Below are 22,708 nucleotides of genomic sequence, written 5' to 3'. Positions count from 1 at the left end.
TCTCAGCTCCCGGACCGGGCGAACGCACCGCGCAGCAGCGCTCGGAATCCGTCCACTGCCGGGTTCGTCTCGTCCGCCCGGTGCACCACCGACACGGTCCGCCGCAGATCTCCCGGCTCCAGCAGCCTGACCCCGAGCGGCGTCGCGGACATCCGCGCGACCATCTCCGGCACCACGGCCACTCCGAGCCCCGCGCTCACCAGCGCGCACACCAGCGCGTAACTCGGCGTCTCCACCAGCACCGACGGCGTCGCCCCGGCCCGGGCGAGCGCCGCCTCCGCCCCCTGACGCGGCGGATACGTCGGCGCCATGCTGATCAGCGGCTGCCCCGCCAGCTCGGCCAGCGGCAGCCGCGTCGTCCCCGCCGTCCCGGCCGTCAGCGCCTGCCCCGGCGCCGTCACGAGCACCAGCTCCTCGACGAGAACGGTCTCCTGGGCCACGGACGACGGCACCGCGACCGGCTCGGCCGGCGCATAGGCGTGCGTGAGCGCCACATCCACAGCGCCGGCCGCCACCGCCGCGATCCCCGACGGCGGTTCGTATCCGGCGACCGTCAGCTCCACATCCGGATGCGCCCGGCGGAACGCGGTCAGCGCCGGCGGCAGCAGATGCATGCCCGCCGTCGTGAACGTACCGAGCCGGAGCCGGCCGCCCGACAGACCCGCGAGCCGGGCCAGTTCGTGCCGCGCCCGCTCCATCTCGTCGAGCACCCGCCGCGCCGTCTCCACCAGTACCTCGCCCGCACCCGTGAGCCGGGCGCCCCGGTGGTGCCGCACGAGCAGGGCCGCCCCCGCCTCCCGCTCCAGCTTCGCGAGCTGCTGCGACAGCGCGGGGACCGTGTACCCGAGGCGCTGCGCGGCCCGGGTGATCGAACCGGCCTCGGAGACCGCCACCAGCGCGGTCAGCCGCGTCGGGTCGTACATCGACCGCCTCCGGAGCCGTACGGGAGCACAGGGAAGCCTTAAGCAGCGCTTCAGGCAGACCCAGAATATTGCACATACCTGCCTAAGGCCCGGCTCGGGCAGGCTGGCGCTCATGGACGCTCAACTTGTCGCCTTCACGGGCGTCGCCGCGGGCATGGTGACGCTCCCCGGCGCGGACTTCACCGTTGTCGTACGCAATTCCCTGGTCTCGCGGCGCGCCGGAGTCGCCTGCGCGCTCGGGGTGGCCGGCGGTCTGCTCGTCCACACCGCGCTCGCCGTCGCCGGGGTCGCCGCCGTCCTGACCGCCGTACCGGCGCTGTTCCGCGCACTGCAACTCGTGGGCGGCGTCTACGTCCTCCACCTGGGCCTGCGGACGCTGCGATCGGCGCTGCGCCCGCTCGGTGAGCGGAGCGAGGCGGGGGCCGACGCGGAGCGGGGGCCGGCGGGCGGGGCACTGCGGCAGGGCTTCCTGACCAACACGCTCAATCCGAAAGCGCCGATCACGTTCCTGAGCGTGCTGCCGCAGTTCGTGCCCGCAGGCAGCCCGGCGCTGCCGCGCACGGCCGTCCTCTCGGCGATCGTCGTGGCCCTGGCGCTGCTGTGGTTCCCGGTCGTTGCCCTGCTCGTGGACCGGCTCGGCCGGTGGCTGCGCAGGCCGCGGACGGCGCGCGCGGTGGAGGCGGTCACCGGCAGCGCGCTGGTGATCCTCGCGCTGGTCCTCCTGGGGGAGCCGCTGTTCGCGTGAGGGGCCGGCTGCGGACGGGCCTGGCGCCCGGTCCGTCCGCACCCGGCTGCTGCGCGGCGGGGTCAGCGCACCCGGCCGTACCAGACGCTCTTCGTCCAGATCTTCTGCAGCCGCACCACGTCCCCGGTCTTCGGGGAGTGCCAGATCCGTCCCTTCCCGGCGTAGATGCCGACGTGGTAGACGCTCCGGCCGGAGTGGAAGAAGACCAGGTCTCCCGACCTGCGGCCGGACGCGGAGACGTGGCGGGTCTTGTTGTACTGCTGCGCGGCGGTACGGGGCAGCTTCTTGCCCGCCCGCTTGAACGAGTAGAGCGTCAGGCCCGAGCAGTCGAACCGATGCGGGCCCGTGGCGCCCCACCTGTACGGCGATCCCTTCTTCGAGGCCGCGACCCTGAGTGCCTTGGTCGAGGCCGCGGCCGCCGACGCCTCGGACGCGGCGCCGGGGACCATGAGTCCGGCTCCGGCGACGGCGAGGGTGAGGACCGATGCGGTACCGGCCCGGGTCAGCAGCGAGGGAACACGATTGAGCGCGGTCATGCGCAACCCTTCGTCAGCCGCCTGTGAAGGATGACCTGTCGGGTTCGGGCAGGCGAAGATGCCCGGCCGCGGGTTGCGGCTTCACCCCAAGGGCCCCTCGGGCGCCACCTCCGTCGAGGTGGGCCGGCGGCCCGTCGTGCCTGGGTCCTCCACTCCTGCCGATGCACTTCTGTCGACCTGGCATCCGCACGGCGGCAGGACTCGGCGTCCGCACGGACCGCCCCGCCGCGGCGGCGGGGGCTTGTCGTCGGAAGGGATCTTCACGCACCCGTGTCGCCGAAGCCGAGCTGAACCGGCGGTAAGTGAGGCTCCTCACCCTTGGCCCGTTCAGGTGGACAGTGCGGCTTTCGGACCGGGTCCGAGACGCCCGACGACGCCTGTACCAGGCACGGAACGCCTCATTCCGGAGTCTGCCTACCGTCCGTGCGCAACTCTGGCGAGCGTTTTGACGTACGAACGTCTAGTCCGTTCGGGGGTACACCATCTGGGCCGTTTCGACTCCGGCGCAGACGTCTCGGCCGAGCTCTGTCCTCAATGGATCGTTTCCGGCGGCAAAGTGACTCTCTGTGTCCGCCTTTCGCCGTCAAGGACGCGCAACGCGCGCGTCAGGGTTGCCGCGTGCACCTCGCTCTCGCCCCGCCGGTGCATCAGCGCCAGGGCGTCCCGCAGCGCCGTCGCGCGGCTGACGAGCGCCTGTGCCGCGCGCAGGCCCCGGTAGGTGTCGTCGCCGCGCGCCGGATTGATGCGCGCGATCAGATCGACCACCGCCAGATAGCTGTCGACCAGCTCGCACTCGGCGCGGGTCAGCGCGGGCAGCGGTGGCAGTTCGGGGGGATACATCGACGCGTCACCTCGCGCCGGGTGCGCCGAGCGTGGTCCCGCGGCTCTGTACGACACGGTCCACCAGGCCGTACTCCAGCGCCTGTTGGGCGTCGAGCACGGTGTCCCGCTCGATGTCGCGGCTCACCCGCTCCTTCTCCCGCCCCGAGTGCCGCGCGAGCAGCTCCTCCAACTGCGCGCGCATCCGCACCATTTCGCGCGCCTGGATCTCCAGATCGGTGGGCTGGCCCTGGGCGGGCTCGGGAAGCGCGGGCTGGTCGAGCACCACGCGCGAACCGGGCAGCATCAGCCGCTTCCCCGGCGTCCCGGCGGCGAGCAGCACCGCGGCCACGGACGCCGCCTGCCCCAGACAGATCGTCTCCACCTCGCAACTGACGTACTGCATCGTGTCGTAGACGGCCGTCATGGCGCTGAACGAGCCGCCGGGGGAGTTGATGTACAGCGAGATGTCCTGGTCCGGCGCCGCGTATTCGAGATGCATGAACTGCGCCATCACGTCGTTGGCGGACGTGTCGTCGATCGGCGTGCCGAGGAAGACGATGCGCTCCTCCAGCAGCTTCCCGTACGGATCGAGCGTGCGGTGCCCCGAGGCGGTGCGCTCCGTGAACTCGGGCAGGACGTAACGGCCGGACGGACGGGTCATGGTGCTCGCGCCTCCTGTGCTCGTCACGGCTCCCCGACCGCCCGGAGAGCCGTCTCTGTAAAAAATGTACAGGACGTACATGACGTACGATGGCGAGCATGGCCTACGAGATTCCGGTGACGCAAGCCAGGGCTGAGCTCGCCGACTTGATCAACCGCGTGGTGTACGGCGGGGAGCGCGTCGTCGTCACCCGGCACGGCAAGCCGCTCGTCGCCCTCGTCTCGGCCGCTGACCTGGAGCGACTCGAAGCGCTGGGGGAGCCGTCCGGTGACCCCGCGGAGGAGCCGGTGATCAGTTCCGTCTCCCGCGTCGGCTCCCTGACGTCCGCTACGGGTGAACGGCAGCGGTTCGGCATCGCCGCCGAGCATCGCGGCCCCGACGTCCGCTAAGCGCCCTCCACGTCCCCGCACGCGCAAGGCCGTGCACCCCCGTCCGCTACAGCGGGGATGCACGGCCGGTTCGTGTGCGCGCTCGCTCAGCCCACGGGTGCCGGCGTCCCCGCCGGTTCCGCGGCCCGCGCGGTCGTCGTCGTGCGCCGCCCGCGCAGGGCGCCGAGCAGGACGGCGCTGAGGCCGAGCAGCGCCCACGCGGCGAGGGTCAGCGCGGGCGCTGTCGCCCGTGCTCCGTCGAAGTAGGCGACCGAGCGCAGCAGCGATCCTCCGGCGCCCGGCGGCAGCAACTGGCCGAGGAATCCCACCGGTTCGGGCAGCAGCTGCGGCGCCGAGGCCACCCCGGAGAACGGATTGCCGAGCAGCACCATCGACAGGGCACCGACCCCGATCCCCGCCGGGCCGATCAGGGCCCCGAGGCCGGCCACCGTCGCTCCCACCGCGAGGGAGGACAGGCCCAGGACCCCGGCCTCCGTCCACCAGTTGCCCGTCAGGACGCCGAGCCAGCTGTGCGCCAGCGCGGCTGCCGCGAGGCCCACCACGGACGCGGCGGCCAGCAGCGAGGCGACCGCCCGGAGGCCGCGCAGCCGCAGTATCGTCACGATCGCGCCGCCGGCCACCCCGGCGATCGCCAACGGCAGGACGCTCGAACTCAGCACGGAGCCGCGGGGATCGGCCGCCGGTGCGGGAACCACGTCGACGGTCGTCACCTTCGCTCCGTCGGGCGCTTGTGCCGTCACGGCCTGCTGCAGCAACTGCGCCACGACCGGGCTCGCCGCCGACGCCGTCAGCAGCCTGGGGCCGGCGGGTGCCGCCACCACCGCTCCGTATACGACCCGGTCCTCGATCGCGGTGCGGGCGGCCGCCTCGTCGGCGTACCGGTGCACCTCGAACGCCCCGTCCTGCGCGCGCAGTTGTCGCTCCACGGGGCCTGCGGCGGCGGCCGGACCCGCGACGCCGAGCGGCAGATCGCGCGGGGCCGTCCGGGCCGCGGGCCAGGCGAACGCCCACAGGGCCAGGGCCGCGAGCAGGGGGACGAGCAGCGCCACGCCGACCATCGTGCGGCCGTGCGGCGGCCGGGGCGGGGGCGGGGTGGGCGAGGCGGAGGGAGGAGTGGACATGGATGCTCCAGCGGACGGATACGAGCGGCTATAGCGAAGGATCGTTCGTTTTACTTGATGCGCCCCACTGTCCCGACCGGGTGGTGGCTTGTCAAGAATGAATGTTCGTTTTATTTTGAGGACCATGGCCCGCGTATCCCAAGAGCACCTCGACGCCCGCCGCCGCCAGATCCTGGACGGCGCCGCGCTCTGCTTCGCCCGCAACGGCTTCCATGCCACGTCGATGCAGGACGTCCTGAAGGAGGTGGACCTCTCGGCCGGCGCGGTCTACCGCTACTTCCGCGGCAAGGACGAGCTGATCCACGCCATCGTCACGGAGGTGCTCGACGACCTCCGCTCCGCGTTCGAGGCGGCCGGACAGCAGGCGCCGCCCCCGCCGCCGTACGAACTCATCGGCACGGTCATGGGGGAGGTGCTGCGCGAGCGGCCCGGGCTGCGGGTCGACGGAACGTCCTACTTTCCGCGGCTCATCGTCCAGGTGTGGACGGAGACCCTGCGCAACGACGACCTCGCCGCCGTGATCCGGGAGGGCTTCGAGCGGGTGCGAGCGGCCTGGGTCACGATCGTCGAGGGGTACCGGGAGGCGGGGATGATGCGCGCCGACGCCGCCCCGGACGCCGTCGCGCGGACGATGATCGCCGCGGCCCAGGGGTTCGTGGCCCAGCAGGCGCTCTTCGGCGAGGAGCCGATCGAGACGCTGCAGAACGGTCTGCGCGGCCTGATGGGCATGGAGGAGGTCAGCTGACGGCAATGCGGCGGTCAAGCGACGGTTAACCTCGTTGAAACTCCGCCCAACTAGCCTGCGCCCCACGCCACCAGGGGTTTCTGTATCCGGGGTGCGCAAGATCGCGCGCATTTCTTGTGTGTTACATCTATACCCGTCGCGGTGGCCGCGGCAGCCGGGCCCCGCACGGTCCGGAGCGAAGGACTGTGAGGTGGGACGCGTGCAACTGACCCCGCACGAGCAGGAGAGACTGCTCATTCATGTGGCTGCCGACGTGGCGGAGAAGCGCCGGGGCCGGGGTCTGAAGCTCAATCACCCCGAGGCGGTCGCGCTGATCACCTCGCACATCCTCGAAGGGGCCCGGGACGGCCGCACCGTCGCGGAACTCATGTCCTCCGGGCGGAAGTTGCTCACCCGGGACGACGTCATGGAGGGCATCCCCGAGATGATCCACGACGTCCAGGTCGAGGCGACCTTCCCGGACGGCACCAAACTCGTCACCGTCCACGAGCCGATCGTCTGACGGGGGCGCGCCATGATTCCCGGAGAGGTCCTCTTCGCCGACGAGCCGGTCGTGTACAACGAGGGCCGCGACGTCATACGTATGACGGTGCTCAACGCCGCCGACCGGCCCATCCAGATCGGCTCCCACTACCACTTCGCCGAGGCCAATCCCGGTCTCGACTTCGACCGGGCCGCCGCCCGCGGCCGGCGGCTGAACATCGCCGCGGGCACCGCCGTTCGCTTCGAACCCGGCATTCCCGTCGACGTCGCACTCGTACCCCTCGCGGGCAACCGGGTCGTCCCCGGCCTGCGCGGTGAGACCGGAGGTGCTCTCGATGCCTGAGCTGTCCCGCGCCGCCTACGCCGACCTGTTCGGCCCCACCACCGGCGACCGCGTCCGCCTCGCCGACACCGATCTGCTCGTCGAGATCGAGGAGGACCGCTCGGGCGGCCCCGGCCTCTCCGGCGACGAGGCCGTCTTCGGCGGCGGCAAGGTCATCCGGGAATCCATGGGCCAGTCGCGTGCCACCCGCGCGGAGGGCACCCCCGACACGGTCATCACCGGCGCCCTGATCATCGACCACTGGGGCATCGTCAAGGCCGACATCGGCATCCGTGACGGCCGCATCACCGGCATCGGCAAGTCCGGCAACCCCGACACCATGGACGGTGTCCACCCGGACCTCGTCATCGGCCCGGAGACCGAGGTCATCGCCGGCAACGGCAAGATCGTCACCGCGGGCGGCATCGACACCCACATCCACTTCATCTCGCCGACCATCGTCGACGAGGCCCTCGCCTCGGGCGTGACGACCTTGGTGGGCGGCGGCACCGGACCGGCCGAGGGCACCAAGGCGACCACGATCACCCCCGGCTCCTGGCACCTCGCCCGGATGTTCGCGGCGATGGAGAACAGCCCCGTCAACATCGGCTTCCTCGGCAAGGGCAACACCATGTCGAAGGAGTCCATGCGCGACCAGCTGCGCGCCGGCGTCCTCGGCTTCAAGATCCACGAGGACTGGGGCGCGACCCCCGCCGTGATCTCCGCCTGCCTCGACGTGTGCGAGGAGACCGGCGCCCAACTCGCCGTCCACACGGACACGTTGAACGAGGCCGGCTTCGTCCAGGACACCTTCGACGCCGTCGGCGGACGCACCCTGCACGCCTTCCACGTCGAGGGCGCCGGCGGCGGACACGCGCCCGACATGATCACCGCGGTGTCGCTGCCCAACATGCTGCCGAGCTCCACCAACCCGACCCGGCCGCACACCGTCAACACCGTCGAGGAACACCTCGACATGCTGATGGTCTGCCACCACCTCAACCCCGCGGTCCCCGAGGACCTCGCCTTCGCCGAGTCCCGTATCCGGCCCACCACCATCGCGGCCGAGGACATCCTGCACGACCTGGGCGCCATCTCGATCATGTCGTCGGACTCCCAGGCCATGGGCCGTATCGGCGAGGTCATCATGCGCACCTGGCAGACCGCGCACGTGATGAAGCGCCGCCGCGGCTTCCTGCCCGGCGACACCCGCGCCGACAACCAGCGCGCCCGTCGCTATGTCGCCAAATACACGATCAACGCGGCCGTCGCGCAGGGCATCGAGCACGAGGTCGGCTCCGTCGAGACCGGCAAGCTCGCCGACCTGGTGCTGTGGGACCCCAAGTTCTTCGGGGTGAAGCCGCAGGTGGTCCTCAAGGGCGGGCAGATCGCCTACGCCCAGATGGGCGACGCCAACGCCTCCATCCCCACGCCCCAGCCGGTGCTGCCGCGCCCGATGTTCGGCGCCCACGGCCGGGCCCCCGCGGCCAACTCGTTCAACTTCACCAGCGAACAGGCCATCGAGGACGGTCTTCCGGAACGCCTCGGCCTGGGGCGCACGTTCGTCCCGATCCGCTCGACCCGCGGCCGCACCAAGGCCGACATGCGCAACAACGACGCCCTGCCCCGTGTCGAGGTCACCCCGGACTCGTTCGCCGTGACCATCGACGGTGAGCTCGTGGAACCCGCGCCCGCCTCCGAACTGCCGCTCGCCCAGCGGTACTTCCTGTTCTGAACCGCCGGGTGAACACGTCATGACACGCGCAGCCCTGCTCGTCCTGGCCGACGGCCGCTTCCCCGCCGGTGGGCACGCCCACTCCGGCGGGGCGGAGGCCGCGGTCAAGGCGGGACGCATCACCGGCGCGGCGAGCCTGGAGGAGTTCTGCCGCGGCCGTCTGCACACCAGTGGCGTCGTGGCGGCCTCCCTCGCCGCCGCCGCGGCGCTCGGCATGGACCCCGTCGCCCTCGACGCGGCGGCGGACGCCCGAACGCCCTCGGCAGCCCTCCGCGTGGCCGCGCGCAAGCTCGGCCGGCAGCTGATGCGGGCCGCCCGCGCCACCTGGCCGCATCCCGAACTCGACGCACTGGCGCGGCAGTTCCCCAAGGGGGCGCACCAGCCGGTGGTGCTCGGCCTCGCCGCCCGCGCGGCCGGACTCGGGCCCGAGGACGCCGCGTACTGCTCCGCGTACGAAGGCGTCAGCGGACCCGCGACCGCCGCCGTGCGCCTGCTGAGCCTCGACCCGTTCGACGCGACCGCGGCCCTCGCCCGGCTCGCGCCCGAACTCGACATCGCCGTGCGGGACGCCGTGGACGCGGCGGGACGGGCCGTCGACGAGGGTGTCGACGCCTTGCCCGCCGGATCCGCGCCGCTGCTGGAGATCGGGGCCGAGGCGCATGCCGCCTGGCCGGTGCGACTGTTCGCCTCGTAGGCCGCACCCCACCCCCGAACCACCTGATCTGGAGCCGTAGACCATGCACCTCGACCACTCCCACGACGGCCCCGCCGCCGTCTCCGCCGACGCCCATCGCCCCGACGGCATCCGCCGCGCCCTGCGCATCGGGCTCGGCGGGCCCGTCGGGTCCGGCAAGACCGCGACGGTCGCCGCGCTGTGCCGCGCCCTGCGCGACGAGCTCTCCCTCGCCGTCGTCACGAACGACATCTACACGCGGGAGGACGCCGAGTTCCTGCTGCGCGAGGCGGTGCTGCCGCCCGAGCGGATCACCGCGGTGGAGACGGGCGCCTGCCCGCACACCGCGATCCGCGACGACATCTCCGCCAACCTCGAAGCGGTCGAGGACCTGGAGGACGAGGTCGGCCCGCTCGACCTGATCCTCGTCGAGTCCGGCGGCGACAACCTCACCGCCACGTTCTCCAAGGGCCTCGTCGACGCCCAGCTCTTCGTCATCGACGTCGCGGGCGGCGACGACATCCCGCGCAAGGGCGGCCCGGGCGTCACCACCGCCGACCTGCTCGTCATCAACAAGACCGACCTGGCGCCGTACGTCGGCTCCGACCTGGCCCGGATGGCCGCCGACGCCAAGGAGTCGCGGGCCGAACTCCCCGTCGTGCTGCAGTCGTTGCGCTCCGAGACGGGCGTCGGCGACGTCGCGGCCTGGGTGCGCGGGCGGCTCGCCGCATGGACCGCGTGAGCGGGCGCGACGAGGCCCGGGCGGGCGTCCGTTCCCTGGCCCGGGTCGCCGCGCGCGGCGACGGCCGGGGCGGCACCGCCCTGCCCGTCATGGAGAGCGGAGGATCGCTCGCGCTGCGCCGCACCCGGGCCACCGGCACCGAGGCCCGCGTGATGCTCGTCGGCGCCATGAGCGGCCCCCTCGGCGGCGACCACTTCACCGTCGAGGCCCGCGCGGAGCCGGGCGCCCGCCTGCACCTCGGCTCCGTCGCGGCCACCCTCTCCCTGCCCGGACAGGACAAGGGCGAGGCCCGCTACGACGTCCGGCTCACCGTCGCCGAGGGCGCCCGACTGGACTGGCTGCCCGAGCAGTTGATCGCGGCGGACGGCAGCGACCTGCGCGTCACGACCCGCGCCGATCTGGCCCCCGACGCCACCCTCGTGCTGCGCGAGGAGCAGGTGCTCGGCCGCGTGGGGGAGCAGCCGGGCCGGCTGACCAGCCGCCTCACCGTGTACCGGGCCGGCCGGCCGCTGCTCGACCAGGAACTCGCCTGCGGCCCGGGCGCGCCCGGCGGCTGGGACGGCCCCGCGGTGCTGGCCGGGCACCGCGCTCTGGGGCAACTCGTCGTCGTCCGGCCGGAGTTCGAGGCCGAGCGGCCGTCCGCCGCCGTGCTCGACGCGGACGGCACCGCCGCGCTCACCCCGCTCGCGGGGCCCGCCGTCCTGGTCACCGCGGTCGCCCCCGACGCGCTGCGACTGCGCCGTACGCTGGACGCCGCGCTGGGCCAACTGGCCTGACCGCTCACCGGGACGAGTTATACCGTTTATCGGATTGGTAAAGAACGTCTGTCATCTCTGTTGTCAGGGACCCTCCACACGACAGGATCCGCGTACCGATCGGCAACACGATCGACGTAACGATCGAATCGATGTGCGGGAGGGCTCACTTGAGACGGACTCGACAGACGAGTCGTGGCAGCCGGAAGGTGGTGATCGGCTCCGCGGGCGCGTTCGCCGCGGCGGCGCTGATAGCGGGAGCGGTCGCCGCCCCCTCCGCCAGCGCCGAGGCGCGCCACCACGGCAGCAGCACCCAGGACCGTGAGGCGAAGGGTGCCGCCGTCGCCGCGGCCAAGGCTGCGAAGAAGGGCATCGACTGGAAGGACTGCCCCGCCGACTGGGGCTTCGCCCAGCCGATCCAGTGCGGTTGGGTCACCGTGCCCCTGGACTACGCCAAGCCGTACGGCAAGCAGATCAAGCTCGCCGTCGACCGTGCCGTCAGCACGGGCACCAAGAGCGAGCGCCAGGGCGCCCTCGTCTACAACCCGGGCGGTCCCGGCGGCTCGGGCATGCGGTTCCCGACCCGGGTCACCACCAAGAACCCGCTCTGGGCGAAGACCTCGAAGGCGTACGACTTCGTCGGCTTCGACCCGCGCGGCGTCGGCCACTCCGCGCCGATCTCCTGCATCGACCCGCAGGAGTTCGTCAAGGCGCCCAAGGCCGACCCGGTCCCCGACACCGAGGCGGACAAGCGCGCCCAGCGCAAGCTCGCCAAGGAGTACGCGGACGGCTGCTACGAGAAGAGCGGCGAGATGCTGCCGCAGATGACGACGCCGAACACCGCGCGCGACCTCGACGTCATCCGTGCCGCCCTCGGTGAGAAGAAGCTCAACTACCTGGGCGTCTCCTACGGCACCTACCTGGGCGCCGTCTACGGCACGCTCTTCCCGGGCCACGTCCGCCGCATGATCGTGGACAGTGTCGTCAACCCGGCGAAGGACAACATCTGGTACCAGGCCAACCTGAACCAGGACATCGCCTTCGAGGGCCGCTGGAAGGACTGGCAGGACTGGGTCGCCAAGAACGACGCGACCTTCCACCTCGGCGACACGCGCGCCAAGGTCCAGCAGCAGTGGGAGACCCTGCGCGCCGCCGCGAAGAAGAGCCCCCTCGGCGGGGTCGTCGGCCCGGCCGAGCTGATCGGCTTCTTCCAGAGCGCGCCGTACTACGACTCCTCGTGGGTGCCCGTCGCCCAGACGTGGAGCAAGTACGTCGCCGGCGACACGCAGGCCCTGGTGGACGCCATCGCCCCCGACATGTCGGACACCGCGGGCAACGCGTCCTCGGAGAACGGCAACGCGGTCTACACCGCGGTCGAGTGCGCCGACGCCAAGTGGCCCACCAGCTGGAAGAAGTGGGACAAGGACAACACCGAGCTCCACAAGAAGTACCCGTTCATGACGTGGGCCAACGCGTGGATGAACCTGCCGTGCGCCACGTGGAAGACGAAGCAGCAGACGCCGCTCGACGTGAAGACGGGCAAGGGTCTGCCCTCCGTCCTCATCGTCCAGTCGGAGCGCGACGCCGCCACCCCGTACGAGGGCGCCGTCGAGCTGCACAAGCGCTTCAAGGGCTCCCGCCTGATCACCGAGAAGGACGCGGGCTCGCACGGTGTCACCGGTCTGACCAACCCCTGCATCAACGACCGTGTCGACACCTACCTGCTCACCGGCAAGACCGACAGCAAGGACGTGACGTGCGCCCCGCACGCCACTCCGAAGCCGTGACGTCCGCCTGAGCGCGAACAACAGGCCCGGCCCCCGCAGCGCATGCGAGGGCCGGGCCTTGCTCGTGTCCTGCGCGGTCAGCCCCGGGCGGCCAGCCAGGCGTCCTCGGCCGCGTAGTCGAAGATCCCGGTCGTGTACGACGCCACCATCTTCGGGAAGCCGTCCACCCAGTCCTGCTCCCGCAGCCGCCCGGCCAGCCAGTCCACCGTCTCCGGCAGCGCGTCGGCGTACGTCGTGACGGGCCGGTACCCCAGCTCCCGCTCCGCCGCGGACATGTCGAAGACGAACGGGTACGGCAGCGACCACGGCGTGTCCCCGACCGCCGGCGCCGGGGGCGGCCCCTCGACCAGGACCGTCTCCGTCTCCACACCCATCAGCGCGTCGATCATGGCGCCGATCTCGGCGACCGTGGGGGAGTCCGGGTCGGACCCGTTCAGCACCCGCGAGCCGGGCCGGGCCGCCGCGAGCCGCACCAGTTCCGCCAGGTTGGCCACGCTCGCCGGATGAAAACGGCTCTCCCCGTTGTACGCGAGCACACGCCTGCGCCGCCCGTCGAGGTTCCGCTTCACGAAGTAGAGCTCCCGCGGCGTCCGGCAGTGCGGGCCGTGCACCGCGCTCGCGCGGATCAGCGTCGTCGGCAGCTTCTCGCCGAGCTCCAGCAGGTCCTGCTCCAGCTGCACCTTGCGGGTCCCGTACGTCGCGTCGCCCGGCCCGACCGTCCGCCACGTCTCCGGCACGGGCACCGGGAAGCGCGGCTTGCCGTCGGGCTCCTCCTGGGTGTCGAAGCTGCGGCCCTGATCGTCCTCGTACACGGCGCCACTGGAGATCACCACGGCCGAACCGATCCGGTCGGCGAGCCCCGCGAGCTGCCGCCCGTGCGGCCGCGTGAAGGCCACCATGTCCACGACCAGGTCGACACCGTCCCCGACCAGCGCCGTGAGCGCCGCGTCGTCCTCCCGGTCGAGCCGCACCGACCGCACCTCGTCGGGCCAGGACGCGTCCCGCCCGCCGCCGCGCGAGGCGGCCGTCACCGCCCAGCCGTCCCGCGCGAGCGCCCGCACCGAGGCCCGCCCTATCTGCCCTGCCCCACCGATCACCAAAGCCGTCTTCATGCCCGGACCGTACGTCGGCCGACGCGGCATGCCCATCGGATTCTGCTCAGCGCAGAGGAGTCAGCTCAGCGGCATCCTCGGGAACCTCCGCGCCTTCGCCTCCTCGGCCTCCGCCTTGACGAGCGCCGCGTACTTGTCGACGTACTCCTGCCCGGACAGTTCCAGGATCGCGTACATGATCTCGTCGGTGACGGCGCGCAGGATCGCCTTCTCGCCGTCCATCCCGGCGTACCGCGCGAAGTCCAGCGGCTCACCGAACCGGATCGTCACCCGCCGCATGTTCGGGATCTTCTGACCCGGCGGCTGCGCCTCGAACGTGCCGATCATCGCGCACGGCACCACCGGGACCTGCGCCTTCAGCGCCATCGCCGCGACGCCGACCTTGCCCTTGTAGAGCCGCCCGTCGTGCGAGCGCGTGCCCTCCGGATAGATGCCGAGCAGCTCGCCGCGGCGCAGCACCCCGAGCCCCTCACGGATCGCGGCCTGCCCCGCCTCCTTGCCCGACCGGTCGACCGGGATCTGCCCCGCACTGCGGAAGAACGCGGCCGTCAGACGTCCCTTGATGCCCGGCCCGGTGAAGTACTCGGCCTTCGCCAGGAACGTGATCCGCCGCTTGATGATCGCCGGCATCAGGAAGTGGTCGGAGAACGACAGGTGATTGCCCGCGATGATCGCCGCACCCGACTCCGGGATGTGCTCGAGCCCCTCGATCCGCGGCCGGAACATCAGCCGCAGCAGCGGACCGAGGATCACGTACTTCAGCAGTCGGTAGAACATGCCGGTCGCCTTCCCCCATGGAGCCCGTGACCCGCATCGCCGGCACGGACGTGGTGCGTGCGCACAGTAGTCACTCGGCAGCGCGCACGCGAGAGCCCGATCAAGCCTTGTGCGGCCCTCGTACCCCGCGATCCATGGGATCAGGCGCTGCGGGAGGCCACCATCGCGACCGTGATCAGGCCGAGCACGACCCAGCCGAACCACAGCCAGCCGTTGCTGCCGAGGGCGACCGTGTAGGCGGTGACGGCCACCAGGCCGCCGACCGTGAACACACCCATCGTCTTCGTGGATCCGGGCATCACACACGCTCCTCCCGGCAGCCCGGACGGCGAACGGTGATGTTGTGCGGCGCCCGAGCCGCGGCCAGAAGGCCATAGTCACCCGTGAGGGGGTGGTGGCGCTACTGTCCGCGCGCGTTCAGCGAGGCCAGGTAGGCGTTGTACGCCGCCAGCTCCTTGTCGCCGTCCCGGTCCGCGGCGCGGTCCTTGCGGCGGGCCTGACGGTCCTCCGACTTCTTCCACTGGAACAGCAGTGCGAGCAGGACCAGGACGGAGGGCACCTCACTGAACGCCCAGGCGATCCCGCCCGCCGCGACCTGGTCGGAGAGCGGATCGATGCCGAGCGAGGCCGGCGGGTTGTCGAACGTACCGACCATCGACGTGCTCGCCATCATCAGAGCGATCCCGAAGAAGGCGTGGAACGGCATGCCCGCGAACAGCTCCAGCATCCGCATCACATAGCCGGGACGGTGCGGCCCCGGGTCCACGCCCATGATCGGCCAGAAGAACACCACGCCCACGGCGAGGAAGTGCACCATCATCGCGATGTGCCCGACCTTCGACCCCATCAAGAAGTCGAACAGCGGCGTGAAGTAGAGCGCGTAGAGGCTGGCGATGAAGAGCGGGATCGTGAACGCCGGGTGCGTGATGATCCGCATGTAGCGGCTGTGCAGCAGCATCAGCAGAAGCTCGCGCGGACCCTTGCTGCCGCGCTGCGCCGAGACCGGCAGCGCCCGCAGCGCGAGCGTGATCGGGGCGCCCATGAGCAGCAGGATCGGCGACAGCATGCTGATGACCATGTGCTGCACCATGTGCACGCTGAACATGACCATCCCGTAGTCGTTCAGCTTGGTGCACATCACGAGACCGATGGTGAGCACACCCACGACGAAGGCGACGGTCCGTGCCACCGGCCAGGAGTCGCCGCGCCGCGCGAGCCGGACGACGCCCCACCCGTAGAGGGCGAGGGCCAGGAGGCAGCCGACGAGGAAGAAGGGGTCGGCCGACCAGGCGAGGCCGCGCCCCAGCGTGAACGGCGGCAGATCCATGTTCATGCCGTGCCCGCTGTGATCCATCCGCCGGCTCCTGTTGCTCGTTTCGTACGGATTGTGCGCCACCAGAGTAGAACTGCCCCCGGCCGAGGGTTCGGCCGGGGGCAGTTCCTTCAAAGCGCGACTAAAGACGCGACGGGAGAAGCCGTGGAAGCGGCGGACCTCAGAGCACGCACTCCGCCTCGGCGTAGCGCTCCGCGGGCACCGTCTTCAGCGTCTCGACGGCCTCGGCGAGCGACACCATCACGATGTCGGTGCCGCGCAGCGCGGTCATCTTGCCGAACTCTCCGCGGTGCACCGCCTCCACCGCGTGCCAGCCGAAGCGCGTCGCCAGCACCCGGTCGTACGCGGTCGGGGTACCGCCGCGCTGCACATGGCCGAGGATCACCGGACGCGCCTCCTTGCCGAGCCGCTGCTCCAGCTCGACGGAGAGCTGGCGCGCGATCCCGGCGAACCGCTCGTGGCCGTAGACGTCCTTGCCGCCCTCGTCGAACTCCATCGAGCCGGCCCGGGGCTTCGCGCCCTCGGCGGCGACGACGATGGCGAACTTCTTGCCGGCCTCGAACCGCTCGCCGACCTTCTTGGCCAGCTCGTCGATGTCGAAGGGCCGCTCCGGCACGACGACCGCGTGGGCGCCCGCGGCCATGCCCGAGTGCAGCGCGATCCAGCCGGTGTGCCGCCCCATGACCTCGACGATCAGCACCCGCTGGTGCGACTCGGCCGTCGTCTTCAGCCGGTCGAGCGCCTCGGTGGCCACACCGACGGCCGTGTCGAAGCCGAACGTCACGTCGGTGACGGCGATGTCGTTGTCGATGGTCTTCGGTACGCCGACGATCGGCAGACCGCCGTCGGACAGCAGCCGGGCCGCCTTGAGCGTGCCCTCACCGCCGATCGGGATGATCGCGTCGAGACCGAGATCGGCGACGTGCCCCTTGGCCCGCTCGACACCGTCCCGCAGATGGGCCGGCTGCACGCGGGAGGAGCCGAGGATGGTGCCGCCGCGGGCGAGGATGCCGCCTACCGCGTCGAGGTCCAGCTTGCGGTAGTCGCACTCGAGCAGGCCCTTCCACCCGTCGTGGAAGCCGATGACCTCGTCGCCGTGGTCGACGACGGCACGGTGCACGACCGAACGGATCACGGCATTCAGACCGGGGCAGTCGCCGCCGGAGGTGAGGACACCAATACGCATAAGCCCGGAATACCTTTGCAAACGTGGGCCGATGACCGGACCACATCGTCCGGCTGGATCGCCGCTACCTTAGCGGCGTTCCGGGGTGCGCCCGTAAGGGGCGTCCGCCAGGTGGACAGGCCCGCTCAGATGGGCGCGGACGCGCCCTTAAGGGGCGCGGGGAACCGCGTGATCGACCACGACGCACCCGCGCCCGCGGGACGGACAGAAGGGGCGGACGCTCAGGCGGGCTGTGCGGTAGCAGCAGCAATCCGCTCGTTGCGGAGCGCCTCGTACCACTGGTCATCCACCGGCGGCAGCGCGTTCACATCGAGCGCCAGCTTCAGCAGCAGATCGGCGATCAGCGGGTTGCGGGCCAGCACCGGCCCGTGCATGTACGTGCCGAACACGGTGTCGTTGAAGGCGCCCTCGGTGCCGTCCCCCGTGCCGTTGCCCTTGCCGATCCGGGTACGGGCGAACGGCCGCGCCGACGGGCCGAGGTGCGTGACGCCCTGGTGGTTCTCGAAACCGGTCAGCGGCGGCAGGCCCAACTGCGGGTCGATGTCGCCCAGTACGTCGCCGACGCACCGCTCGCCCTCGCCGCGCGTGGACACGACGTCGAGCAGGCCGAGGCCCGGCTCGCGCTCCCCGAGGTCGTTGATGAACTCGTGGCCGAGGATCTGGTACCCGGCGCACACGGAGAAGACGATCGCGCCGTTGGCCACGGCGCGCTGCAGACCGCCGTCGCGGCGCAGCCGCTCGGCCGCGAGGCGCTGCGGGCGGTCCTCGCCGCCGCCGATCAGGTAGATGTCGCCGGAGGTGGGCACCGGCTGGTCGCTGCGCACGTCGTAGCGCTCGACCTGAAGACGGCGCTGACGGGCCCGGCGCTCCACCACGAGGGCGTTGCCCTGGTCGCCGTAGGTGCTCAGCAGGTCGGGGTAGACCCACACCAGACGCAGGCTGTTGTCACTCATGCTCATGATCCTTAGCTGGTCCTCGTGCAGATCCGGTCAGTTGCCCACGCGGCGGCGGACGTCCTGGAACGCGGTGTAGTTGGCGATGAGCTCGATCCGGCCCTGCGGCGACAGCTGCACCGCCTCGTCGAGCGTCTCGCACACCCGGAAGTCCAGGCCGGCGACCTCGAGGCGGACCGCGAGGTCGAGCTTGCGGTCACCGATCACGCAGATCGGGTGTCCGGCGAGACGCGTGTAGTCGACGTCCCACAGCCAGGAGGTGTCGGTGCCGTCGGCGCCCCGCGCGTTCACCGAAAGGATCACGGGGGTGGGCGGCGGGTCGATCAGAGTGAACGTTTCGAGCCAGCCCGCGGGGTTCTTCGCGAGCAGCAGACGCAGGTCGCGGTTCTGGAACTGCACGACGTCGTAGCGGCCGGCCACGGCCTGCACCTGGTACATGCGCTCCAGGGCGACCTGCGGCGGCACACCGAAGCAGGCGGCGACGGCGGCCGAGGAGGCCGCGTTCGCCTTGTTGGCCCGGCCCGGCAGCTGGAGGTGGATCGGCCAGGCGGAACCGTGCGGGTCCAGGACGTAGTCGCCCTGCAGCGCCCAGCTCGCGGTCGGGCGCCGGAAGCCGCACTCGCCGCAGAACCAGTCGTCGCCGGGGCGCTGCATCACGCCGCCGCACGCCGGGCAGGACCAGGCGTCGTCCTTCCACTCCTGGCCGGCGGCGACCCACACCACGTTCGGCGAGGAGGAGGCGGCCCACACCACGAGGGGGTCGTCGGCGTTGGCGATCACGATGGACTTCGAACCGGCCAGGCCCTCGCGCCACTTCTCGGCGAGCATCCGGGTCTCGGCGGCGCGGTCGAGCTGGTCGCGCGACAGGTTGAGCAGGGCGATCGCCTTGGGGCCGGTGTCGCGGGCGACGCCGGCCAGGTACTTCTCGTCGACCTCGATGACGCCGAACTTGGCGTCGGAGCCGCCGGCCAGGGCGGACGTGATGCCCGCCGGCATGTTCGCGCCCAGCGCGTTCGAGACGACGGGGCCGCTGGCGCGCAGCGCCTCGGCGATCAGGCGCGTGGTCGTCGTCTTGCCGTTCGTCGCCGAGACGAGCACGACGTCGAGGTGCTGGGCGAGCCGTCCGAGCAGCTCGGGGTCGAGCCTGAGCGCGACCTTGCCGCCGATCACCGATCCGCTGCCGCGGCCCGCCGCTCGCGACACCGCGGCCGCGGCCTTCCCGGCCGTCACGGCCAGCTTGGCCCGCGGAGTCATCGACTCCGAGTTGCCTGACATTCCTGGGTCCTCCTTGCGTACGGCGCCGCGCCTGCCCCGGGCATCGCTATCCTGCCTCAGCCTATCGAGATCCTCTGACAAGCCCGAACCGCGGCACCACCAGCGGATCGGGGTGCAGGTCGGACCGTACCCTTACGGCCATGCGACACGGCTCGATCCCGGGCGCCTCCGGGCGCGTACGACCCCTGACCCTGCTCGGCGATCCCGTGCTGCACCAACCCTGTGCGGACGTCACGGACTTCGGGCCGTCGCTCGCGGCGCTGGTGCAGGACATGTTCGCCACGATGTACGCGGCCCAGGGCGTCGGCCTCGCCGCCAACCAGGTCGGCGAATCCTTGCGGGTCTTCGTGTACGACTGCGAGGACGACGACGATGTGCGTCACGTAGGTCACGTCGTGAACCCGCGTCTGGTCGAGGCGGACGGCGTCGTCGTGCGCGGCCCCGAGGGCTGCCTGTCGCTGCCGGGCCTGGAGGCGGGCACGCCCCGCTTCGACCACGCGCGCGTGGAGGGCTTCGACATGACGGGCGCCCCTGTGGTGATCCACGGCACGGGCTGGTTCGCGCGGTGCCTTCAGCACGAGTGCGACCACGTGGAGGGCCGTACGTACACGGACCGGGTCACCGGCTGGCGCCGGCGCCGGGTGCTCCGTCAGGCGGCGCGGGCACCCTGGGCGCGGAGCACGGCCCTGTAGACGGGCCGGCCCGGCCGGCCCGGCGCGATTGGGCGAGCCTCAGAACCCGGGCCCGCCCACCTTGTCGCCGGCGGCGGCCAGCCGTCCCCACAGCAGGTCGGCCAGTCCCTGCACCAATTCGGCCCGCGTACAGGGCCGTTCGCCCAGCCACCAGTCGCCGGCGGCGTGCATCATCCCGACGATGCCGTGCCCCCAGACGCGGGCCAGCTGCTGGCTGCCCGGTCCGAGGTCCACGCGTTCCTCGATGACCTCGGCCAGTTCCTCGCCCATCCGGCGCAGCAGCGGGGCCGAGTGGCGTCCCACGTCGAAGCCGGAATCGCCGGGGGACCCCTCCGCCGGATGCATCAGGAACCGGTAGACCTGAGGCCTGGCCTCGATCGCCGCCAAGTAGGTGTCGAGTGTCGCTTCCACACGCTCACGGCGCGCCGCGGGCGCGTCCAGCGCGGCGCGCAGGGAGGCGAGCAGGGCGTCCGTGTGGCGTGTGGCGAGGGCCGCGTAGAGCCCGCCCTTGTCGCCGAAGTGCCGGTACAGGATCGGCTTGGTGATCCCGGCCTCGGCCGCGATGGCGTTCATCGAGGCGCCCGGTCCGTCCCGGAGCACGACGCGGTCAGCGGCCTCCAGCAGCTCGCGCCGCCGGCGCTCGGCGGCGGACTGCTGCTCCGCGCGCTGATCGGTCCGCTGTGTGGTCTCCATGAGGATCTCCCCGCCCGTGCGATGGCTTGACGCACGCGAAAGGTAACACTCACCGGCTTTGCGGCATCGAACGCGCACTCGGAGGTTGACATTGGCTACTGGCCAGTAACAGACTCTCGTTACCGCAAGTAACATGTGCAGTGTTTGCAGCCCTGGAGGGGTCATGGCCGAGTTCACGATGGATCTCAACGACGAGCAGAAGGAAGTCCGTGACTGGCTGCACGGATTCGCCGCCGATGTGATCCGCCCCGCGGCCGCCGAGTGGGACGAGCGCGAGGAGACGCCCTGGCCGGTCATCCAGGAAGCCTCCAAGCTCGGAATCTACTCCCTCGACTTCTATGCGCAGCAGTTCTTCGACCCGAGCGGTCTCGGCATTCCGATGACCATGGAGGAGCTGTTCTGGGGCGACGCGGGCATCGCCCTGTCGATCGTGGGCACGGGCCTCGCCGCGGTCGGCGTCCTCGCCAACGGGACCGAGGAGCAGATCGGCACCTGGATCCCGCAGATGTACGGCGACGTGAACGACGTGAAGGTGGCGGCTTTCTGCTCCTCCGAGCCGGACGCCGGTTCCGACGTCGCCTCCATGCGCACCCGGGCCGTCTACGACGAGGCCAAGGACGAGTGGGTCCTCAACGGCACCAAGACGTGGGCGACGAACGGCGGTATCGCGAACGTCCACGTGGTCGTCGCCTCCATCGACCCCGAGCTCGGCTCCAAGGGACACGCCTCCTTCATCGTCCCGCCGAACACCCCGGGCCTCTCCCAGGGCCAGAAGTTCAAGAAGCACGGCATCCGCGCCTCGCACACCGCCGAGGTCGTCCTGGAGAACGTCCGGGTGCCCGGTTCCTGCCTGCTCGGCGGCAAGGACAAGCTCGACGAGCGCCTCGCCCGCGCGCGCGAGAAGGCCAAGAAGGGCGGCGAGCGCGTGAAGAACGCCGCGATGGCCACCTTCGAGGCCTCGCGCCCCGCCGTCGGCGCCATGGCGGTGGGCACGGCCCGCGCCGCGTACGAAGAGGCCCTCGAGTACGCGAAGACGCGCGAGCAGTTCGGCCGCCCGATCATCGACAACCAGGGTGTCGCCTTCCAGCTGGCCGACATGCGGACGCAGATCGACGCCTCGCGTCTCCTGGTGTGGCGTGCCTCCTGGATGGCGACCACGGGCAAGAAGTTCGAGAACGCCGAGGGCTCCATGTCCAAGCTGTTCGCGAGCGAGACCGCCAAGAAGGTCACCGCGCAGGCCGTCCAGATCCTCGGCGGCAACGGCTTCACGCGGGAGTACCCCGTGGAGCGCATGCACCGTGACGCGGCGATCTACACGATCTTCGAGGGCACGAGCGAGATCCAGCGTCTGGTCATCGCCCGCACCCTCTCCGGGATGCCGATCCGCTAGCCTGTCGCGCCCGGCCTCAGTAGTCGACCAGCGCCCCGCACGAGACGTTCACGGTCGCGGACGTCATCGTGCGGGCGCGGTCGCTGGCCACGAAAGCGGCGACCTCGCCCACGTCGGAGAGCGTCGCCGTACGCCCGAGGAGCGTCGGTTCCGTCAGCATCTCGGTGAGCTCCTCGCGGCCGGCGAAGTCCTTGGGGAGACTCTCCGGGATCCCGCCCGTCTTGAGGGTCACCACGCGGATGCCGGACGGGCCCAGCTCGCACGCCCACTGCCGGCGCAGGCCCTCGAGGGCGTCCAGGGACACCTTGAAACCGCCCAGGCCCGGCTGGGTCTCGGTGCCGGAGCCGCCGAAGGCGAGGACGACGCCCGACCCGCGGGCCGCCATATGACGGGCCGCCGCCTGTGTGGTGAGGAACTGCGTGCGCATCGTGTTCTCGATCGGGGCCAGGAACTCCTCGACGGTGATCTCCGTCAGGGGCTTCTGGATGTCTCCGACGCCGATGAGGTTGAACGAGATGTCGATCCGCCCCGTCCGTTCGGCGACCCCGTCCACGAACCCGCGTACGGCCGTCTCGTCGAGCGCGTCGACCTGGAAGGCCTCGGCGCTGCCCCCGGCCTCCCTGATCGCGGCAGCGACCCGTTCCACGGGCTCCAGGGAGCGCCCCGCGAGGAACACCGAGGCGCCCTCCTTCGCGAACCCGCGCGCCGCGGCCCCGCCGACGGCTCCTCCCGCTCCGTAAACGAGCGCCGTTTTCCCGTCGAGCAGCACTGCGCACCAACTCCTCGTCATGGGGGACCGGTTCGTCCTCGTACGCATAGTGGCGTGCCGACACCGCCCACCGGGCTCGGTCCGCGGAC

The 22,708-nt window shown here is 71.4% G+C and carries 26 protein-coding genes; 12 read left to right on the top strand and 14 right to left on the bottom strand.

The features are described 5' to 3' along the window. Window positions 1–2 precede the first annotated feature (2 nt). Complete coding sequence (locus tag ACVHNB_RS25640; protein ID WP_428956337.1) at window positions 3–923, bottom strand: LysR family transcriptional regulator; 921 nt, start codon at window positions 921–923, stop codon at window positions 3–5. A 112-nt stretch (window positions 924–1,035) separates the two neighbouring features. Here ACVHNB_RS25640 and ACVHNB_RS25635 point away from each other — a divergent pair, with 112 nt between their 5' ends. Continuing rightward, entirely contained in the window at window positions 1,036–1,668 is a 633-nt protein-coding gene (locus ACVHNB_RS25635) for a LysE family translocator (protein ID WP_456226005.1), read from the top strand. Between the two features lie 62 nt (window positions 1,669–1,730). On the opposite strand, the gene ACVHNB_RS25630 is transcribed toward ACVHNB_RS25635, so the two are convergent. The 3 genes from ACVHNB_RS25630 to ACVHNB_RS25620 form a co-directional block, all read right to left on the bottom strand. After that, window positions 1,731–2,204, bottom strand: a complete 474-nt coding sequence (locus ACVHNB_RS25630; protein WP_428956339.1) for a C40 family peptidase — start codon at window positions 2,202–2,204, stop codon at window positions 1,731–1,733. A 531-nt stretch (window positions 2,205–2,735) separates the two neighbouring features. Next, window positions 2,736–3,044, bottom strand: a complete 309-nt coding sequence (locus ACVHNB_RS25625) for a hypothetical protein (protein ID WP_428956340.1) — start codon at window positions 3,042–3,044, stop codon at window positions 2,736–2,738. 7 nt (window positions 3,045–3,051) lie between these two features. Then, entirely contained in the window at window positions 3,052–3,687 is a 636-nt protein-coding gene (locus tag ACVHNB_RS25620) for an ATP-dependent Clp protease proteolytic subunit (protein ID WP_428956341.1), read from the bottom strand. 98 nt (window positions 3,688–3,785) lie between these two features. On the opposite strand from ACVHNB_RS25620, the gene ACVHNB_RS25615 reads away from it, so the two are divergent. After that, window positions 3,786–4,076, top strand: coding sequence for a type II toxin-antitoxin system Phd/YefM family antitoxin (locus ACVHNB_RS25615; protein ID WP_428956342.1), 291 nt, complete (start codon window positions 3,786–3,788; stop codon window positions 4,074–4,076). A gap of 86 nt (window positions 4,077–4,162) precedes the next feature. On the opposite strand, the gene ACVHNB_RS25610 is transcribed toward ACVHNB_RS25615, so the two are convergent. Continuing rightward, window positions 4,163–5,197, bottom strand: a complete 1,035-nt coding sequence (locus ACVHNB_RS25610; RefSeq protein ID WP_456226004.1) for an ABC transporter permease — start codon at window positions 5,195–5,197, stop codon at window positions 4,163–4,165. 124 nt (window positions 5,198–5,321) lie between these two features. On the opposite strand from ACVHNB_RS25610, the gene ACVHNB_RS25605 reads away from it, so the two are divergent. The 8 genes from ACVHNB_RS25605 to ACVHNB_RS25570 all read left to right on the top strand — a co-directional run bounded on the left by ACVHNB_RS25605 (window position 5,322) and on the right by ACVHNB_RS25570 (window position 12,439). Further along, the gene (locus ACVHNB_RS25605; RefSeq protein ID WP_428956344.1) at window positions 5,322–5,942 is read left to right on the top strand and encodes a TetR/AcrR family transcriptional regulator; all 621 of its coding nucleotides are present in this window, start codon (window positions 5,322–5,324) and stop codon (window positions 5,940–5,942) included. 199 nt (window positions 5,943–6,141) lie between these two features. Next, entirely contained in the window at window positions 6,142–6,444 is a 303-nt protein-coding gene (locus ACVHNB_RS25600; protein WP_428957735.1) for an urease subunit gamma, read from the top strand. Window positions 6,445–6,456: 12 nt separating this feature from the next. Beyond that, window positions 6,457–6,768, top strand: a complete 312-nt coding sequence (locus tag ACVHNB_RS25595) for an urease subunit beta (protein ID WP_428956345.1) — start codon at window positions 6,457–6,459, stop codon at window positions 6,766–6,768. After that, the gene (locus ACVHNB_RS25590) at window positions 6,761–8,482 is read left to right on the top strand and encodes an urease subunit alpha (protein WP_428956346.1); all 1,722 of its coding nucleotides are present in this window, start codon (window positions 6,761–6,763) and stop codon (window positions 8,480–8,482) included. The genes ACVHNB_RS25595 and ACVHNB_RS25590 overlap by 8 nt, the downstream gene beginning before the upstream one ends. Window positions 8,483–8,501: 19 nt before the next feature. Then, the gene (locus tag ACVHNB_RS25585; RefSeq protein WP_428956347.1) at window positions 8,502–9,176 is read left to right on the top strand and encodes an urease accessory protein UreF; all 675 of its coding nucleotides are present in this window, start codon (window positions 8,502–8,504) and stop codon (window positions 9,174–9,176) included. A 43-nt stretch (window positions 9,177–9,219) separates the two neighbouring features. After that, entirely contained in the window at window positions 9,220–9,897 is a 678-nt protein-coding gene (gene ureG / locus ACVHNB_RS25580) for an urease accessory protein UreG (RefSeq protein WP_456226003.1), read from the top strand. Then, the gene (locus ACVHNB_RS25575) at window positions 9,885–10,673 is read left to right on the top strand and encodes an urease accessory protein UreD (RefSeq protein ID WP_428956349.1); all 789 of its coding nucleotides are present in this window, start codon (window positions 9,885–9,887) and stop codon (window positions 10,671–10,673) included. Before ureG ends, ACVHNB_RS25575 begins: the two co-directional genes overlap by 13 nt. Before the next feature lie 149 nt (window positions 10,674–10,822). Then, complete coding sequence (locus tag ACVHNB_RS25570) at window positions 10,823–12,439, top strand: alpha/beta hydrolase (protein WP_456226002.1); 1,617 nt, start codon at window positions 10,823–10,825, stop codon at window positions 12,437–12,439. A gap of 77 nt (window positions 12,440–12,516) precedes the next feature. On the opposite strand, the gene ACVHNB_RS25565 is transcribed toward ACVHNB_RS25570, so the two are convergent. The 7 genes from ACVHNB_RS25565 to ACVHNB_RS25535 form a co-directional block, all read right to left on the bottom strand. Continuing rightward, window positions 12,517–13,551 (bottom strand): NAD-dependent epimerase/dehydratase family protein, encoded by a 1,035-nt coding sequence (locus ACVHNB_RS25565; RefSeq protein ID WP_456226001.1) that lies wholly within the window; start codon window positions 13,549–13,551, stop codon window positions 12,517–12,519. Between the two features lie 60 nt (window positions 13,552–13,611). After that, window positions 13,612–14,328, bottom strand: a complete 717-nt coding sequence (locus tag ACVHNB_RS25560; protein ID WP_428956352.1) for a lysophospholipid acyltransferase family protein — start codon at window positions 14,326–14,328, stop codon at window positions 13,612–13,614. Window positions 14,329–14,468: 140 nt separating this feature from the next. Next, complete coding sequence (locus tag ACVHNB_RS25555; protein WP_324768595.1) at window positions 14,469–14,627, bottom strand: hypothetical protein; 159 nt, start codon at window positions 14,625–14,627, stop codon at window positions 14,469–14,471. Between the two features lie 101 nt (window positions 14,628–14,728). Next, the gene (locus ACVHNB_RS25550; protein WP_428956353.1) at window positions 14,729–15,682 is read right to left on the bottom strand and encodes a cytochrome c oxidase assembly protein; all 954 of its coding nucleotides are present in this window, start codon (window positions 15,680–15,682) and stop codon (window positions 14,729–14,731) included. A 139-nt stretch (window positions 15,683–15,821) separates the two neighbouring features. Next, the gene (locus ACVHNB_RS25545) at window positions 15,822–16,847 is read right to left on the bottom strand and encodes a 6-phosphofructokinase (RefSeq protein ID WP_428956354.1); all 1,026 of its coding nucleotides are present in this window, start codon (window positions 16,845–16,847) and stop codon (window positions 15,822–15,824) included. Window positions 16,848–17,068: 221 nt separating this feature from the next. After that, entirely contained in the window at window positions 17,069–17,800 is a 732-nt protein-coding gene (locus ACVHNB_RS25540) for a type 1 glutamine amidotransferase (RefSeq protein WP_428956355.1), read from the bottom strand. 36 nt (window positions 17,801–17,836) lie between these two features. Continuing rightward, window positions 17,837–19,075, bottom strand: a complete 1,239-nt coding sequence (locus tag ACVHNB_RS25535; RefSeq protein ID WP_428956356.1) for a Mur ligase family protein — start codon at window positions 19,073–19,075, stop codon at window positions 17,837–17,839. Between the two features lie 140 nt (window positions 19,076–19,215). Here ACVHNB_RS25535 and def point away from each other — a divergent pair, with 140 nt between their 5' ends. After that, the gene (gene def, locus ACVHNB_RS25530; protein WP_428956357.1) at window positions 19,216–19,767 is read left to right on the top strand and encodes a peptide deformylase; all 552 of its coding nucleotides are present in this window, start codon (window positions 19,216–19,218) and stop codon (window positions 19,765–19,767) included. A 39-nt stretch (window positions 19,768–19,806) separates the two neighbouring features. On the opposite strand, the gene ACVHNB_RS25525 is transcribed toward def, so the two are convergent. Continuing rightward, window positions 19,807–20,460 carry a TetR family transcriptional regulator gene (locus ACVHNB_RS25525; protein WP_428956358.1) on the bottom strand — a complete coding sequence of 218 codons (654 nt, stop codon included), beginning with the start codon at window positions 20,458–20,460 and terminating at the stop codon, window positions 19,807–19,809. A gap of 163 nt (window positions 20,461–20,623) precedes the next feature. Between ACVHNB_RS25525 and ACVHNB_RS25520 the strand changes: the two genes are divergently transcribed. Then, the gene (locus ACVHNB_RS25520; RefSeq protein ID WP_428956359.1) at window positions 20,624–21,850 is read left to right on the top strand and encodes an acyl-CoA dehydrogenase family protein; all 1,227 of its coding nucleotides are present in this window, start codon (window positions 20,624–20,626) and stop codon (window positions 21,848–21,850) included. 16 nt (window positions 21,851–21,866) lie between these two features. Here the strand turns inward: ACVHNB_RS25520 and ACVHNB_RS25515 are convergent, their stop codons facing one another. Beyond that, window positions 21,867–22,619 carry an SDR family NAD(P)-dependent oxidoreductase gene (locus tag ACVHNB_RS25515; RefSeq protein ID WP_428956360.1) on the bottom strand — a complete coding sequence of 251 codons (753 nt, stop codon included), beginning with the start codon at window positions 22,617–22,619 and terminating at the stop codon, window positions 21,867–21,869. Window positions 22,620–22,708: the final 89 nt, after the last annotated feature.

Source organism: Streptomyces sp. YJ-C3 (assembly GCF_053891275.1).
This window is presented reverse-complemented; position numbering and strand designations above follow the sequence as displayed.